The sequence below is a fragment of the Mesorhizobium sp. WSM2561 genome, assembly GCF_000513915.1.
Lineage (GTDB): Bacteria > Pseudomonadota > Alphaproteobacteria > Rhizobiales > Rhizobiaceae > Mesorhizobium > Mesorhizobium muleiense.
This window is the reverse complement of record NZ_AZUX01000054.1, coordinates 21,158-38,776: the sequence shown is the minus strand read 5'-3', so window position 1 is coordinate 38,776 and position 17,619 is coordinate 21,158. Positions and strand designations below refer to the sequence as shown.

Below are 17,619 nucleotides of genomic sequence, written 5' to 3'. Positions count from 1 at the left end.
GGTCGGACGCCGTAGTAGTCGTAAACGCGGCGGCCACTCTCGGCATTCCAGTCGAAATCCTGGTCGCGAGCATAGCGCGGAGCGCCTTCAACTTGCTCCTTCGTGATGTCAATGCGGAAGCCTGCAAGGCTCTCGTCATAGTCGAGCTTCTGCCACGGCAGCGGATAGTAGTCGTCGCCAATTCCAAGAAAACCACCAAAGCTGAGAACGGCATAGGATANCCTGCCGCCCCTCTTCTCGAGGATCAGCCTTTCGACCTGCCCGATGTGATTTCCCTGGATGTCATAGACGTTGGTGCCGACGACCATGTCGCTGGCGATAAGGTCGTGGGTCTCACGAATGTCGGGGTCTTTGTTTGTCATGGTTTGCTCCTTCCCGTCGGTCATTGAGCAAAACGGGTCCGTGCCCGCGGGGTTCCGGGGAACTGTGCAAATAGACCTGAAAGCGAGAAGCGCCCCGTCGATGTGATCGGCAATGCCGTGAAGGTTCCGTGTGCACACCCGCTTCCTCGAGTCGTCGTCTCGCGGCGGCGACCACGTCTCCTTCGAAGCTATCCTGACGTCTAAGAACGACAGCCTCGCCCGGCAGCTCTGGCATGCCGAGGTCTAGGAGCATCTGGAAGCCTTCCGTACTCTTGGTGCTAAGAGCCCAGTCTTTCAGCGTTTGGATCTCACCAACCTGGCGACCTTCTGCCTGGTGCGAGTCAGGCGCGTCGTCTTGCCACGCTCATCCGACAATATCATTTCGAATCCTTGGATCGTCTGCCAGAAGTCGTGTTCGATCGAACCGGGCTTTTCTTTTGGCAAGACTGCAACGAGTCGGCGGAAAGCGGCTTCGGCAATGGCGGCTCTATTTTTCCCGAGCGTCGCTAATCCATTAGCGAAGTTTATCAGCATCATGGCAGGTGTCGATCAGGTTGAGTATTCTCGTGTGGTCAATCATTCGAGCACCACGCTCACCGACACGCAATAAACTTGCGAAAAACTCTAGTTTAAGGCTTTCGCAACCGCGCATTGAAGCACGATTTTCCATTTAAGAGCCAAAACAAATTCGTCAAATTGATAAGCGAACGGAATAAAAGTCGCGCTCGATCCCTGGCGGGCCCTTGCGGTGTCGGCCGGTAGGGGAAGTCGCGGCATCACGTTCCGCCGGGTTCGCATAGATTATCCAGGCTCCACAGTCCAATTGCCCGGCGAAGGCGCTTCTCGTCCGTCACCCCCGTTTGGTAGACGCAAATCAGAAAGGATCGACGGCTGCGACAGAGTCATGCTCGATGCCCCTTGCCGAACAAAGGTCATCGAAGATACTTTGGAGGATACTCAGCTCCTCCGGCTGGAAAATGCGGCCGTTTATCGGGAAAAGCCGTGTTAACATGGCGCACCAATCGCATTGCGTGGCGAAAGGCGTATCACGCAACGATGCCGTCCGAAAATGTTTTGTGAGGCTTGCTGAGCGGCAGAGCTATCGGCACGGCTTTTCGGTAACCATTGCTTCGATGCGACCCCCCATGAGACGGTGGTTGCGTCGGTTTCTCCAGCGTGCCAGTTTTGTCGAGGCAGGCACACGGTCCCGTTGCCCGACGCCATCATCGCCGTTCTTAGCGACCATACGTCCACAGCACTTTGTCTATCTTGCGTGGAGTCCAGTCGCCCAATCTTAGAATGCGATTGAGATCTTCGGCCTTACGCCTGAGGATACGGATCAACAGCACACCGTTCTCTGCCGTTAGGTGAACCGCGACGGGTTTGCCGGAGGCCGTTTCGTTTGGGTCACGCCGCCATGGCAGGCTCTTCGAGCATGTCATGGCGGCGTTCCTCGGCTTCGGCCGGCGGGAGGTTGCCGATGGGCTCCAGCAGCCGGCGATTGTTGAACCAGACCACCCACTCCAGCGTCGCGTACTCGACGATCTCGAACGAGCGCCACGCGTCGCTGGATCACCTCGGCGTTGTAGAGAGCAAGCGTTGGTTTCCCGCTAAACAACTAAGGGAAATCAAATCGCGGTGCGGGGCTTTTCGCCCGATGGTCGCTCCGCATTCGAGAAATCCGTTGTTCGCCGCAACGTTCAATGGTGCTATGGAATGAGTGGAGCCAATGACGGTCAGGCCGCGTCCCGAGGAGCGCTTGGAGGAACCATGATTGCCGGATACTGTCGAACATCGCCGCGCCCGTCGGCAACGCGTCTTGAAGGGCGCGACCATTATCATCAACATCACAAAATCGGAAATCAGCTGCACGATGCGCAATCGGCACGCCGGCGGAGCAGAACTGAACGTGCCCGCTGAAACGAGGATTCCGAACGAGTTTCTTCTCTATGTGCCCGTCGATGGAGTGGCTTATCGCTCCATTGTGCGCTGGCGCAAAAATGAGAAGGTAGGAGTCCAATTTACTGGCGCGGAGCCGAAGCCCCGACTGCACTACGGCTAACCGAGCCGCCGGACGGGTTTTCCTCTCCATGCGAGCCGCGCTGAGCTGAATGCGAGAGCTGCGGCGACCACAAGGAACAGCCTGAACGGCGATCTCACTCCCTGGGGCTGCAACAGGATTTCCACTTCTATAACGCGGCACGGCCTATGTGGTCCTTCGCTGACCGAGGCATGGAGGCCTCCCGAGATCTTTGGCTCGAGGAAGCGCTCCCGACCTGCGAATTAGGTAAGCAGCGTCTCACTTGCACTAATTGAACCTAAGCGGCGCGTCTGCTTAGCCGTTTTCGCAGATCAGGCGACGCCCGAATAGACCCGCAAGGCCTTCCTGGCCGCAGCCAAGGAGTTTCGTAAAAGCAAAACCTTATGCAACCAAATCAACCGTCACCCCTTCGGGCCGTGGGGACACCATCCATAACGCTCGCGATGCCTAGGACAGTTTTGTATGACAGCACCAAGCGTCGTTCTGCTTATCGAGGACGCAGCTATCCTATTGCTCGACGTCGAAACCGCCCTCGAAGAAGAAGGGTTCGAGGTCATTTCCGCGATTAACGGAGCAGAGGGGATGGCGAAGTTTGACCGCCACAAAGACGACTTGAAGGCGCTCGTTACGGACGTAAGTCTCGGAACGGGGCCGACCGGCTGGGACGTCGCCCGTCACGTAAGAACCGCCGTCCCCACCATGCCGGTGATCTATATGAGCGGCCACGGGTCGGACGATTGGGCCGCGCATGGGGTGCCGAACAGCATCATGATCAGCAAGCCGTTCGTGATGACACAGATCATCACCGGGCTAGCAACCCTTCTCAATGAGGGAAGCTCCAGCTTGGCGCCGGAGGACGGGCGCGGTCAGCCCAACTCTTGACGATCCAGCGGGCCCGACATCAAGCCAGTTCCATGTCAGGCACCTCCCGCCAATATGGTGTCATCGGCTCGCGTACTCGCCAGCGTCGGATTGACCTCACGCGACCACGCAGCAAACCGTCAGCCCCGTCGCGGCCCGCCGATGAAAGCACAAGCCTTCGCTCAGCGGATAAGCCGGTACTGTCCCAATCTCGTCCCTTCCTGCTCGCGCCGTACCGCTTGTGTGGAACAGTGGTTTGAAATGCCGGAAACGCTACAGCGCTAGTAGACACTCTACGGCCCCCGAGCCTATCCACGAGGGCGAAGCACTCGCAAAAGCAATTATTTAGACTGTGGAAAGGCTAACCCGATCGCCGGCTTAAGAGACGGGCAGTGACCTGCCACTGAATTTTCATCCAGCCGCAATTCGAGCCTCGGCGGGTTGTACGCCGTATGGCGCGGGTTGAGCAACGGGCGATCGGCGGAGCTGGTCGGCGTTGCGCAGCCGATCGCCCGTTGCGGTGAGATTGGCGGCATAGGCCGCCGGCGTGAGGTAGCCGAGCGCCGAATGTGGGCGCGATCGGTTGTAGTGAAACGTCCCGCCGGCCCTAATGGTTCACACGCGAACCAGAACGCGACTGCCCTTCGCGACTGAAGGTCGCCCGCAGGGCGGAGCGCGAAATCGCGAATGTGGCAATTCAGATCGTCGCGACTCGGGATAGGCCCCAGCTAGACGTGCTAGATGGGGTCGATCAGGTCGCTTGAGTTGGAGGGAATGATCGTCCTCCCGAAACCTACACCGCCCGAATAAAGACATCGGCGCCCAGGTCAGCTGTGGTTGCCACCAACGCTGCCCAAAGTCGAAAGCAGCCGTCTGCTTAAGCGACCGCGGACCGAAATCGGCTCAGGTGGCGTAGCCGCCTCGTGCGTTGCGCCATCAGGATGCCGTCTCTTCAAGTCCGGAAACGACCTTCAAGGGAGCTCCCGCTGGCCGGGTTACCTTGTTCATAACCTCGTTCTTCGGACCGAAGGCTTGAACCCGGCCGTTCGCCATGACCAAAACCTGATCCAGGCTTGCAAGCGCGCTCGGCCGATGTGCCACCACGACGGCAATACCGCCTCGCGCGCGCACGCCTTGGATCGCCACCGTCAGTGCAGCCTCGCCTTCCGCGTCGAGGTTGGAGTTGGGCTCGTCGAGAATAACCAGAAACGGGTCGCCGTAGAGCGCCCGTGCAAGCGCCACCCGCTGTCTCTGGCCCGCCGAAAGTGCTGACCCGGCCTCGCCGACCCGCGTCTCGTAGCCTTCCGGCAGATGGATGACGAGATCATGAACACCGGCCGCGCGCGCAGCCGCCAGTATTTTGTCCGATGGTGCTTGCGGTTCGAAGCGCGCGATATTCTCGGCAATGGTGCCGTCGAACAGTTGCACATCCTGCGGCAGATAGCCGACATGCTTGCCCAGCTCTTCCGGAGACCACTGGTCGAGCGTCGCGCCATCCAGCCTGACGGTGCCGCGGATTGGCAGCCATATGCCGGCAATCGCGCGCACGAGCGATGATTTTCCCGAAGCGCTCGGCCCCACAATGCCGAGGCCGACGCCCTTTTCCAATGCAAAAGTGGCGTCTTGCACGACCATACGACGCTCCCCCGGCGGCGTGACACTGATGCTTTCGACCGAAAGAGCAGATCTCGGCGCAGGCAGCGAGACACTTGTCACAGTTTCGGGAAGCAGTACCAAAAGCTGGGTCAGCCGGGCCCAGGCCTGGCGGGCGGTGACGAAACCCCTCCAGTGCGCGATAGCCAGTTCGATTGGTGCGAGTGCCCTGCTCATCATGATCGAACTGGCGATCATGATGCCGCCGGTCGCTTGCTGATGGATGACGAGATACGCGCCGATCGCCAGGATACCCGATTGCAGCATCATGCGCAGGATTTTCGAGATGGTTCCGAGTGTCCCGGCAAGGTCGCTCGCTGTTGCATTGGTGTCGAGATAGTCAGCATTGATCCCTGACCAGCGCTCGGCGATGCGCGAGCCAAAGCCCATGGCCTGCAGAACCTCGACATTGCGACGCGTCGCTTCGGCAAGTGTATTGCGCGCCGCCGCTTGACTGTTTGCCTTTCTGGCGGGCTCTCTCGTGCGAATTTCGGCAAGCAATGTCAGGCTGAAGAGAATGACCACGCCGGCCAGCGCCGTCATCCCGATCCAGAAATGGAACAGGAAGCAGATTGCGAGATAGAGCGGCATCCATGGCAGGTCGAAAAGCGCGGTCGGACCGGCGCTCGACATAAACGAACGCACCTGATCAAGATCGCGCAACGATTGAAGGCCGTCGCCTGCGAGCTTGGTGCGCAACGGCAAACGCATGAGGGCGGCATAGACCTGTCCGCTCAGGCGCGCGTCCAACGCCATCCCGATGCGCACCAGCAAACGCGACCGGATGAGCTCAAGAGCGCCCTGAAAGACGAAAAGCGTGCCGGCAAACACGGCGAGCCCAACGAGCGTCGGCACGCTGCGGCCGGGAATGACGCGATCATAGACCTGTAGCATGAAAAACGAGCCGGTCAGCGTCAGGACATTGACCACGCCACTCATCAACGCGATTCCGGAGAACGATTGTCGAAACGAGGCCAAAACCGCCGCGAGAGTTGTTCGCGGCGGTTCGGGTGGAATGAACTGCGTCGTCACCTTCAAAAGAGTTCCAGTTCAGATATCAAGCAGCAATGAACCGGAAATCGTCCTGATGCAGGTTAGTCAAAGCGACATTCTTCAACGTCAGGATATTGCCGGTATCAGCCGTGATCACCGTGTCGGAGCCGACCTGACTTGCAGCGGCGAGCACTGCAGCAAAATCGGCGAACACGTCATTCGCAAACTCGACGGCATCCTGAGACCCGGCACCGGCGGCAAAGTCCGTGATATTGTCTAGGCCAAAATCTGACCTGAAGATAAACGTGTCGTTCCCCGTTCCGCCAGTGAGCGTGTCATTCCCAGCATCGCCAAAGAGACTATCGTTCCAGCTGGTACCGGCTAGCGTGTCATTGCCCGCCGTGCCTCGAACCCAAGCATTTGCATTAATGGTCGCCAGGTTCCACTGCGAGCCATCCGCGAAGGCAATCTTCTCGATCCCCCAATTCGCTGTTGTGGAAAAGAATTGATTTTGAACGGTAATGACTTCGCCGGTCGTATTGGCCGTCACCTTCAGGTTCAGCCCGTCGCGGGACAGCGTTACATCGTCAGCATTCAGGTCCGACAGATTGATCGTATCGATCTCCGCAGTCGAACCGGAATAATCATTGATCGTGTCGCTACCGTCGCCCGACGCATAGATGTAAGTGTCGCTGCCTGCGCCGCTTTGGAGTGAGTCGTTCCCAAGGCCTCCATGGAATGTGTCGTTCCAGCTGGTGCCGGATAGCGTGTCATTGCCCGCCGTGCCTCGAACCCAAGCATTTGCATTAATGGTCGCCAGGTTCCACAGCGAGCCATCCGCGAAGGCGATCTTCTCGATCCCCCAATTCGCCGTTGTGGAAAAGAATTGATTTTGAACGGTAATGACTTCGCCGGTCATATTGGCTGTCACCTTCAGGTTCAACCCGTCGCGTGACAGCGTTACACTTTCAGCATTCAGATCCAACAGATTGAGCGTATCGATATCTGCAGTCGAGCCGGAGTAGTCATTGATCGTGTCGTTGCCCTCGCCCGAGACATAGATGTAAGTATCGCTGCCGATGGCGCCATTGAGCGCGTCGTTGCCACCTCGGCCTCGGATGGTGTCGGCGACATTGAAGCCGGTGATGGTGTCGTTGCCGGAGGTCCCGGCCTGATCGAGCAGCTTGACCCTGAGGTCAGCCCTAGTCCAGGTCGTGCCGTTGGCGAACACCACCTTGTCGACACCGACGCCGCGGTCATCCTCCAATGTGGTCTTGAGCAGGACCGAACCGCCATCGCCGGCGCCAGGTGTGCTCTCGGCTATCACAACCGTCACGTCCGTGCCGTTGCGCGTCAGGCTCACCGAGGATGCATTGATATCCGTGAACACCAGTTGGTCGTTGCTGCCATTGTTTACGCTTTCGGTGATGGTGTCGTTGCCGTCGCCGCGCGCATAAAAGTAAGTGTCGTCGCCAGCGGCGCCATTGAGCATGTCGTTGCCGGCGCCGCCCTGGATTGTGTCGGCGGAGTTGAAGCCAGTGACCGTATCGTTCCCTGGGGTTTCAATGCCGCTGATATACTTGCTCTTTAGCTGTGCGCTGGTCCAGACAGTCCCATCGTCGAACCGCACCGACTCCACCCCTCTATCCCAGGAAGTGTCGCCGCTGCCTGCCAACGCGATGCGACCGCCATCGCCGGCGCCCGACGAACTGTCGCCAACAACAAGAATGATGTCACGGCCGGTGGTAATATCGAACGTTACCGATGACGGCGTGACGCCATGTAGCACCAACGTATCAATACCACCGGAGTAGAAGTTGCCGTTGGCCTCGTTGACGGTATCATTGCCGTCACCGCGATTGTAGACGTAGGTGTCATTGCCGGTGCCACCATTCAGTGTGTCGTCGCCATAGCCAGCCTCGAAGGTATCGGCTGAGTTAAAGCCGGTGATTGTGTCATTGCCGGACGTGCTCAGGCCGTTGAAGTAGCGCGTCTTCAGATCGGTCTTTGACCAGACGGTGCCATCGTCGAAGCGCACTGACTCAATGCCACGATCCCAGGAAGCATCGCCGGTACCAGAAAGCGTGATCCGCCCGCTATTGCCGGCACCCGGCGAACTCTCGCTGATGACGAGAATAAGATCGCGGTTGGCGGTGAGATCGAATGTTACCGTTGATGGTTCGATACCGTTCAGAATCAGTCTGTCATTGCCGCCAAAGTAATAGTAGTCGTTGGCTTCGTTGACGATGTCGTTGCCGTCGCCACGCTTGTAGATGTAAGTATCATTGCCAAGGCCACCATTCAAAGTGTCGTTGCCGAGGCCAGCCTGGAATGTTTCAGACGCATTCGTACCATTCAGGACGTCATCACCATCCGTTGAACCGGTGGTGAGAGACATTTGGCGCAAAGTATTCTTGTCCCAGATCGTCCCATCGTCGAATTCGACAGTCTCTATGCCGTTTTGCGCATAATTCGCGCCTGATGCGACTAGGGTTATTTGACCACCGTCACCAGCGCCTGATGCGGTTTCCGCGATGGTGAGGATAATGTCATTTCCGGACCGCGACACGCTGACCGAAGACGTAGCGATTCCGTGCAACAGGGCCTTGTCGGTACCACTGATATAGATGCTGTCGGTAGTGTCGTCGAACACATCATTGCCGTCGCCAAGGTTATAGACGTAGGTGTCGTTGCCTGCCCAGCCGACCAGCGTATCGCTGCCGCGGCCGCCTGTGAAAATGTCATTGCCGCTGGTGCCGGTGATGGTGTCGTTGCCATTCGTAACCTGCCTGTCCGCAAGAAGCTGACGCAGTTGCACGCGGGTCAGCGTCTGATCTGCAAACTCGAAGAACTCGATATCCCCAAACGAAGGCAGACTGAGCACCTCACCCGTGTGTGTGAGCGTGAACGCGATGCCGTTCTTCGTCGCGCCGGTCACCGATATCGCCACATCGGACAGCTGGATACCATCGTCGAAGCGGATGGTATCCTGGTCAGTAATCTGGAATGCTCCGGCGGCTCGCTCCAAAATCGTGTCGTTGCCGTCGCCATAGCCGAACAGGTAAGTGTCGGCGCCGCCCGCTCCGTCCAGCAAATCGTTGCCGGCGCCACCATAGAGCACGTCATTCCCCCACCAACCGACAATGGTGTCGTTTCCGGCGGTGGTCTGCGAGGAGAGTACCAGCGCGTTAACGTCCTCTTTAGTCAGTACCGTGCCATTCTCGAAGACGAACTGCTCCACGTCGTGCCAAGTATATGTGCTCGTCAGGACGTTCTGGCCATAGATAGAGAGTGTTTCGCCAGTACTGTTGAGCGTGACGACAATATCGGAGTGATTTGCGCCGATCGAGAACGACACGTCGCCCGTTCCGATGCCGGCTCCGAACAGAACCTTGTCGGCATCGTCGTAAAGAACCGCCGCGACGCTCTCGTGGATTGAGTCGTGGCCGAAATCATATCCGAACAAATAGGTGTCACTGCCGTCGCCGCCTGCAAGATCATCATTACCCGCGACGCCCGATAGAACATCGTCGCTGAAGAAGCCGAGGATGGCATCGTTCCCCGCAGTATCTGCATGCTGCAGATATTGCTGACGCAGATCCGCAGCGGTCCAGACCGTGCCGTTGGCGAAATCAAACTCCTCGATCTCATCCGGCCGCCAATTGAGGTTGGTATGCCATGCTTGGCCTTTGATTCGGATGGAGCCGCCATCGGCCATCTGCAGGACGATATCGTTGGCCGCGCTGGCTTCGTGCAGGAAGCGCACGTCATCCGGCAAGATGCCTTGACCGAACTCGATGACATCAAACTCGCCTGCCAGAAAAGCCGGATTGTTGTCTTGGATGGTGTCATGGCCGTCGCCGAGCGCATAGCGGTAGATATCATTGCCATTGCCGCCGCTTAGGAAGTCGTCGCCCAAACCGCCCTGAAGAATGTCGTCAGTGTGGAACGCATAGATGGTATCGTTTCCATCGGTGCTTTTGCGGTCCAGCATGAGATTTTGGAGGTCGAGCCAGGTGAATTCATGAGCCTGTCCGCTCAGGTCCGTGTATTTAAAGTTCTCGATCCGGTCCCAATAGACGTCCTCCAGAAAACCGGGGAAGATGGCGCTGAACTGCCCGAGGAGTTGGACGTCGCTGCCGTCGGGTAGCCTAATGGTCAGGTCGCCTGAATTGGCCACTCTTTCGAACGTCACCTGGGCAAGGTCGAAGGGCGAAACAAATACCAGCGTGTCGTCCATGCCGGCTAGAATATTGCCCGCGCCATCCTGGATCTGGTCGTGGCCATAGCCCGCGCCGAAATAATAGGTGTCGTTGCCGTTGGCTCCTTGGACCCAGTCGTTGCCGGCGCCGAGGTCGATGCGGTCGTCGTTATCGAAGCCGTAGATAATGTCGTTGCCAGCGGTAGAAGACAGATTGATCAATTGCCCCATGATTTGCTGCTCGGTCAGCGACGACCCGTCGGCAAAGACCAGAAGCTCGATACTGCCCGTGAAGAAGCTATCGAAGACACCCGGATGAATCTTGGCAAATGCGCCTTCGACGAGAATGCTGTCGCCCTGGGCACCATAGGTGATCGTATAATCGCTCGAGTTACCGACGCGCGAGAACACGACATTCTGCTGGTTGACCCCAGCGCCGAAATAGATCGAGTCGGCGAAGGTGCGGTACGGGTTGCTTTCGAAATCGTAGATCACGTCATGGCCGTCACCGATATCGAAGCGGTAGATGTCGTAGTCGGCGCCACCCTCGAGACGGTCGTCGCCGGTGCCGCCGCGTAGATAGTTGGTGTCGTTGGTGCCGGTCACCGTCGTGCTGGCGGGATCGATGGTCGCGGCCTCACGGGTCAGGTCAGCATCGTTCCACACAGTTCCGTCGGCAAAGACGATCTGATCGATACCCGCCACCCGCCAAGCGTTGCCGATCCACAGTCCAGGCCATTCGCCCATGAACTGGTCCTTGATCGTGACTGTTTCGCCGGTGGCAATAACGGTCAGGATAAGATCATCGCCAGAGCGGCTGGCTTGGACGTCATCCACGGTGTGGTGCGAAAACCGGACCTGGTTGCCAGCGTCACTGCCGGAAGGCACAGTGTCGTTGACCACGACATGTCCAACGGTTCGGCCGAAAATATAGGCGTCCGCGCCCGCCGCACCGCTGACCGCCGTCTCATCGCCATTGAGATAGAACAGATCGATCCCGTTGCTGCCCGCGACCGCACCGCTGGCATCGACGATTGCCTCTGCCGGAAGCCCGATGGCCGTGGCGACTTGCGCCAGGCCCAGGGTCGATCCCGCAGATTCATAGCCGTCGATAATGTTCTGCAACAGGAATGGATTGGTGTTCGGCAGGCTGGAATTGCGCTGGAAATTGCCGATGACGTAGTCGAGCAAAGGCTTCCAGTCATGCAGCCAGTCGATCGGATCGGCTTGCCAAGCCGCGTCCGCGATCAGCTTTTCGAAGACGCAGCCAAGCTGCCGGTTGCCGTTGTCGGACGTGAAGACATTGGCCTCGGTGTCGTAGCTGATGTCGGTGAAATAACTGGACAGAGGACCGCCCTGCACCGCCACGCGAACGGCGAGTTGCTTGTACCCTTCCTCCATGCGGGTCACGGTTTCGATCAGCGTGGCAATCGGCTGAGAACCCGGCGCCGGCTGCGTGTAGAAAACCGACAGGTCGCCGCCGATATAGCGCTCGAAGAACGCTAGATCCTCACCCTGGACCCAGTCCAGCACGGTCCCCGCTGTCAGACCGAGATCACCAGTCGCGGCATCGATGATAGGACGGGGCGTCCCGCTGGCCGAGCCCACCTGATAGCTAATGGTGCCGCCGTCTACACCCTTGATGTTTGAGGACGTGGAAAGCGGATCGAGTTCGTAGGCCGCTCCGGTACCGAACAAAGCGTCGTAGAGATCATGCCAGTCGGCGATCGCCGAGCCAGTCGAAAGATCCGAATCGTGGCTGTGAAGGATCTTGGCACCGCTGGCGAATTCGACCGTAGTGAGAGTAATTGTGCTGCCGTCAGTATCTAGAACCGTCGATTGCGTGCCGCCCCAGACATAGTCGACGATCTGGCCGTTGACGCGCACCACCAGTAGGTCGGGAAGGTCCTCGAGGCCGGTCACGATAGCGCCGGCATCGTTGCGCACGGGCGCTGCATTGCCCCAGATCTGGGCGATCGGCCGAACCGCGGCGACAAGCTCATCAAGATCGTTGCTGTCGAAGCCCGCCAGCAGACCCTCTATCGCCACCGCCCGGTCATGCGCAGCCTGTTGCTGGGCCGGATCGGCGGGGTTTTCCATATAGCTGATCGCCGAGCGAAGATCGGTCAGAGTGCCAAACCCCTTGAGGTTGGGCAAGGCGGCCGCTTCTGCGGTGACCGGGATGGGATCGCCATCATAGCGGCTGTTCATGTCGTCGATGTTAAACAGCACCTCGCCGACAGTTCCGGTCGAGCCATCGCCCCGTGTGAAGGCCGAGGTTCCGATGACATGGTTGCCGTTGATGGTGTCGAGGACCACGGCTTCGCCGTTCGGGCCGATTTCGACGGCGCCGTTGCCGGCGGTGGGCAAAGTGAACGAGACGATGCCGTGCTGGCCGACCGTCGCTAGTTCAGCGGCCTCGGAAATCAGATTGCCGTTGAAATCCTGCCAGACGAGCAGGCTGCCGAACGTGTCGGATGAATTAACGTTGCCATCGCCATTGAAGTCTGAGAGACCATTGTCGGTGGCGTCGACGACGCCGTCATGATTACCATCCAGCGCGGCAAGGATGCTGTAGCCGTAAGTGTCGCCATAGCCGAACAGCTCGCCGCCGCCATCGATGGCGCCGTTGCCGTTGATGTCGCGCGCCAGCATGCCATCGTCCGGCGCTGCCCAAGCGGTGCGTTCGGAATAGAGGTCGAAGTCGACATCGAACCGTGCCGATGTTCCCGTGCGCATCTTCAGTTCGAGCCCGTCTCCGTCTAGATCGAGCACTAGCGGATCAGCAGTTTCCGGGCCGAAATGGCCCGAACCGGTGAGCGCGCGCAAATGAAAATCGACCAGACCCCACAGACCGATCTCGTTAGCCATCGCCGGGCGGTCGTCGAGCAGATGATGGACTTCAATATGCATTTCGGCGAGGATGATGTCGCCCGGCCCGGAACCGATGCCGAACTCCTGGCCCTTCACGGCCTGCTGCCAACCCTCGATATACATATGGTTATCGCGGCCATCCGCCGAGACCATCCACGGATTGATAACGAGCAGATCGCCGTCCTGGTTGATGCCGTATTGCACTCCGTAAGCACCGACAGCATAGGGCGATTCCGATGCCGCGTTTTTCCAGCCGCCATAAAGGTTGAGCGCGCCGAAAAGCGTCAGTCGATCGTTAGCGTCAAAGCCTTGCACGAGAAGGCCGGGTTGCAGCCACACCTTGTCCTGGCCACCGCCGAGTTCGACGATCGAACCGTACTCCGCGCCGACCAGCACGTCGTCATGGTCGGTCAGGATGATCTTGTCTGCGCCCTGAACACGCAAATTGTCGGCATTGACCGCTCCTGTCACCAGGCCAATTTCCGTGGAGAGGCCGCCAACCTGCGAAATGCCACCGGTGAGCAGCCCCTGCTCGCGCTCCGTCGTCAGACCCTTGAAGTACACCAAGCCGTGGCCAACATCGGAATAATCAGCGATATCGACATTGTTGATGAACGCGTCTTCATCGAGCGTGTCGCCGGGTTTCAACTCCGACTGGACGCGGCGCGAGGCGCCCATATCGATAATGATTTCCGCGTCGAGCGAATTGTCGTTAACGCGTACTATATCGGCATTGTCGGACAGTTCGACGCGTTCAATCGAAACCAAAGTATCCGTCCCGGAGGTGTGATTTGTCTCCATATCGCGGACGACGATTTCGACACCATGACCACCTGGCAGTGGGTAGGCCGTGTTGTTCAACTGCTCGACGATCAAACCCGAGCGGCTAGATATCCGTTCGATGGGCGTCACCGTACCGCCCACCCCGTCTACCTGGAACAGTTCCGGCGCCTGTTCGCCCGACAGATACTTGACCGTATCCGTCTCGCCGGAACCCATTTGCGTCCGCACCCACTCGATCCATGGCGCAAGGCGCTCTTGGCCGCCGATGTAGACATCGTCTCCGTCGCCACCTGTAGGCGAATTGGAATTCTCCATGCCTGGTAGGGCGATGAAGGTGTCGCTCCCACTACCGCCTACCAACAGATCCTTTCCGGCCCCACCCAACAGCGTGTCGTCGCCTGCGCCGCCGGAAACGAAATCGTTGCCGTTGGAGCCGGCGATCTGGTCGTCGCCATCGCCGGAGACGAAAATCGCGCTCTTGTCCGGCTGGGCGGTCGGATCGCCGTTTTCGTCGATCAGATCCGGCAGCCGAACTTGCTGCGCGCCGTCGTCGAGCGCGAAGTGCACGGCATTGAAGCGGCTGGTGTAATACGCCGGCTGCCCCGGAGGCGCTGTGACCGGTCCCCAGAGATGCTCCATCAGCGTCTGCATCTGAAAGGACGTTAACTCGGCATCTTGCGCAAAAGGCGAAGCGAAGAGACCATTGAGAATGGACCGGAGCCCCAACATTTCACCGTTGAAAGAAGCGTCCGCGCCGTTCTCGCCCGAGCCGATCCCCCAATAGTCACTATCGAAATTTATCGTGAGGATTCGGTCGATGCCGGCATAGCCGCCTTCACCCGGCGCGCTGACCTGGAGGATGCCGTCCTGCAACTCAGGATGATTTTCGAGCAGTTGCTTGTTCTTGGCCGTCAGCCCGGCGAACTGCACAATTGCTTGCGTCAGGACTTCAATGCTATCGGCCAAGCTGGAATTGCCAATGCCTGCAGCAACAAGCTTGCCGAGTTCATCTGCATCATTGAACATAGCCCTGACGGCTACATCGCCGAAAGGTCGCGCCCCTTCATCGATGACCGAATAGCCTATAGCCTTTATCAGTTTCCCAGCTGGGCTATTTGTTCCGTTTGTGCCGCTCTCCTCGAAGCCGGCAGCGCGACCGACATCATCGTCGAAAAGCGCCGGCAACAGATACTGTGCAATACTGGCCCAACTATCTGGATCGGCCCCGAGGTCACCACTTGGGTTCCAGTTCAATAGGCCATTTTCCTCGGCAAATTTTATCAGAACGACCAGGGCCTGAGTGTGTAGTTCGATACTAGACAATATGTTCGGCAGAACGGAAGCCAGCGCTCCGCCCACCAGATGCGTGACGGTTTCAACATTAACCCGTGAGAGGGCAGCTATCGAACCTGGCACATAGTAAGAAACTATCTGCGAAAAAACTGGCTCGGATAGCTCACCACCTGAAAACACCGCCTGGAAGAACTCCTCATAGGCAGCTAGCGTTGGGCCTGGTTGAGGAGGATCAAACGTTCCGGACAGGTAGCTCTGATAATCGACATATAGACTATGAACAGCAGCCTCGAAATCGATGTTATCGAAGACCGTTGCGTCAGTGCCATAAATGGCGCCGACGAAGCCGGCTAGCGCACCGCCTAAGGAATGTCCCGTAAGTGTGACAGCTGCATTCGACGGCAGATCCGAAGTAACGGAATCGTAGAACTCCGCGGCAAATCGCGTCTGACTGACAAAGTAATTTCCCAATATGAGTTGCAGGTCGACCGTAGGGAGTTCTGTCCAAACATCTGTTCCTCGATACGAAATTACCCTCTCGCCGTTCCAATCATAAGCGATCGCGTAAAAGTCGGCGGCTTGAGCGGCGGTCGGTGTCTCTTCGGGAGCACTCGGATCGCGAAAAACCTCTTCAGAATCGGTGGATATCGTGGCCACGCCGAGTTGGTTACCTTCGACAGCCAGACCTGTAGCATACCCGCGGTTGTATGCGTCCATCGACAGGATTGCCAAAAAAAGGTCTTTCGACATGGCTGTCGTCATAGTTTCCTCCAGAATCGGTCGTTGAGAACATTCCGCATTGGATCGCCGAAAGCCAAATTCTTGTTCAGCGGGATGCACGCTTTTCCAGACTTGAGACAAGGAAGCAGCGTGGCAATTCGGCCCTCGGTCACTTTTTCATCGGTAATTTCAAGCGTGATGCGCTTGAGCGCCACACCCGGCCCGAAGGTGGCGGCGAGATTGTCGGGATCGACCTTGGTGACGGTCTTCGGGTCGGCGATGTCGGTAAAGGTGACCAGCAGAGGATATTCGTCGCGTGGCACATCGCGTACGTCGCGTATCTGTTCGAGAAAGGCTGGCCTCTCATTGCCGATGAGTCCAACAGGGATGAAGAGCGACAACGCTCTGCTTGCTTCGCCGTCTAGTAGCGCGAACAAATATCTGCCGGGAGCAATTTCGACAAAAGACGCTTCTCCCTTAATGCTGCTGTGCAAGCCGCCGGCACCGTCTACGGGAATCCACTTTGGTTCCGTGGTGGCATGAACCGCGACCACGCTTCCGCTGGACACGATTCCCGCCGGCGTCTCGACGCTAAGGGTCAGCTTCTGATGCCAATCCCAGCTTTGGAAGCCGAGCGCTCGCCAGCCTGCCGCGCCCGTCGCAAGCAATACCACCGCAACAATTGCCAATTTGACGGCAGCCTGCGCCATCAGCAACTCCCAGCTACCAGTGCAGCCAAGCCACTGCCAAGTGAATTCCCTGTCAAGATGGCGTTCCCGCCCTCTGTAGCGAATGGGTTTTGTCCCGTGATATCTTCGTAGAAATCGAGCGCTAGCTGTCCCTGCGCGCCAGGAGCATAGGTGGTCGGACTGAGAATGCCTGCGCCAACTGCCCAGCCGGAGAAAATGTCGCTGGCGAAAAGACCACCGAAGCTATTGGTGCCTCTATAGGAAATAACCGTCGTGCCGGCCTCGATGCCCTCCACGCCGGAGCCAACGTCATATGCTATCGCGTAAAAACCAGAAGCTTCTGCTGAGCCCTCCATATCCAAATCCGACAACTTGATAGATATAGTGGCGTTTCCGATAGATATTGACCCATCTGATCTTTCAGATAGGCCGCCAATACCGGCATCATATCCACGGTTATAGGAGTCCATTGCGAGAATGGACAGAAAAAATTCCTGTGATATACTCATGTTCCTCTCCAAACGAAATTAATTCTTCCCACAACTTCCCCCGGAACCTTCAAAGGGGTTCGGCCGCCACCGGCTGTCAGAAATCTTTCACGCGGCCAGCTCAGCCAAGGGAGCAAGGTTTCGACTTTTCCACTTGTCGTTGCTTCGTCGGTGATTTCGAGCGTGACCCGGCTTAAAGAAACCCCGGGACCAAAGGCCGCGGAAATAACGTTTGGGTCCACCTTCCGCACAGTCCTCGGATCATTTGGGTCCGTGAAGGTGACAAGCAGCGGATAACGGTCGCGAGGCACGTCCTTCGTGCCCCGGAAGCGCATGATAGCAGGCAGAAGCCTCTCGTAATCGCCGCGGCGATAACCCAGATGATCATGACGCGTGTACTGGGCAATGTATTTGGTTTCTTCGCCGATCAGCGCGAAGAGCTGCCCTCGCCGCCCAAGGTCCACCACCGTCGCCTCGCCTTTATAGCCCGAGGGATAAACCCCAAGTGCATTGGCTTCCTGCCACCAGACATGGGACACGGCTGAACCGGAAACCACCTTGCCGTCGACAAGCACCTCGACGGTTACCTTCTGGTTCCATTCCCAGACGTCGGCGAACATGCTGCATGAGGCGAAAAAAAAAGCAGGTACGAAAACTGCTC

The 17,619-nt window shown here is 58.1% G+C and carries 9 protein-coding genes and 2 pseudogenes; 2 read left to right on the top strand and 9 right to left on the bottom strand.

All coding sequences use genetic code 11. The features are described 5' to 3' along the window. The 3 genes and pseudogenes from M727_RS0129425 to M727_RS37975 form a co-directional block, all read right to left on the bottom strand. The coding region (locus tag M727_RS0129425; protein WP_027155601.1) for a PRC-barrel domain-containing protein at positions 1–362 on the bottom strand (362 nt) is incomplete at its 3' end. Positions 363–656: 294 nt separating this feature from the next. Then, the gene (locus M727_RS42565; RefSeq protein ID WP_027155600.1) at positions 657–899 is read right to left on the bottom strand and encodes a hypothetical protein; all 243 of its coding nucleotides are present in this window, start codon (positions 897–899) and stop codon (positions 657–659) included. A gap of 870 nt (positions 900–1,769) precedes the next feature. Then, positions 1,770–1,922: pseudogene (locus tag M727_RS37975) on the bottom strand (IS3 family transposase); the annotation flags it as partial. Positions 1,923–2,136: 214 nt separating this feature from the next. Between M727_RS37975 and M727_RS0129405 the strand changes: the two are divergent. Then, a complete protein-coding gene (locus M727_RS0129405) occupies positions 2,137–2,424 on the top strand; it encodes a PilZ domain-containing protein (protein ID WP_027155599.1) in 288 nt (95 codons plus the stop codon). Positions 2,425–2,865: 441 nt separating this feature from the next. Beyond that, entirely contained in the window at positions 2,866–3,285 is a 420-nt protein-coding gene (locus M727_RS0129400) for a response regulator (RefSeq protein WP_027155598.1), read from the top strand. A gap of 390 nt (positions 3,286–3,675) precedes the next feature. Here M727_RS0129400 and M727_RS42560 read toward each other — a convergent pair. The 6 genes and pseudogenes from M727_RS42560 to M727_RS0129375 all read right to left on the bottom strand — a co-directional run. Then, positions 3,676–3,852: pseudogene (locus M727_RS42560) on the bottom strand (IS3 family transposase); the annotation flags it as partial. A gap of 348 nt (positions 3,853–4,200) precedes the next feature. Next, positions 4,201–5,949, bottom strand: a complete 1,749-nt coding sequence (locus M727_RS0129395) for a type I secretion system permease/ATPase (protein ID WP_036263902.1) — start codon at positions 5,947–5,949, stop codon at positions 4,201–4,203. Between the two features lie 25 nt (positions 5,950–5,974). Next, positions 5,975–15,823 carry a calcium-binding protein gene (locus tag M727_RS0129390; protein ID WP_084646956.1) on the bottom strand — a complete coding sequence of 3,283 codons (9,849 nt, stop codon included), beginning with the start codon at positions 15,821–15,823 and terminating at the stop codon, positions 5,975–5,977. Then, positions 15,820–16,491: a hypothetical protein gene (locus M727_RS0129385; protein ID WP_027155595.1), complete on the bottom strand. Its 672-nt coding sequence runs from the start codon at positions 16,489–16,491 to the stop codon at positions 15,820–15,822. Before M727_RS0129385 ends, M727_RS0129390 begins: the two co-directional genes overlap by 4 nt. Then, positions 16,491–16,979: a hypothetical protein gene (locus M727_RS0129380; protein ID WP_027155594.1), complete on the bottom strand. Its 489-nt coding sequence runs from the start codon at positions 16,977–16,979 to the stop codon at positions 16,491–16,493. Before M727_RS0129380 ends, M727_RS0129385 begins: the two co-directional genes overlap by 1 nt. After that, complete coding sequence (locus M727_RS0129375) at positions 16,976–17,578, bottom strand: hypothetical protein (protein ID WP_027155593.1); 603 nt, start codon at positions 17,576–17,578, stop codon at positions 16,976–16,978. Before M727_RS0129375 ends, M727_RS0129380 begins: the two co-directional genes overlap by 4 nt. Between the last annotated feature and the right edge of the window lie 41 nt (positions 17,579–17,619).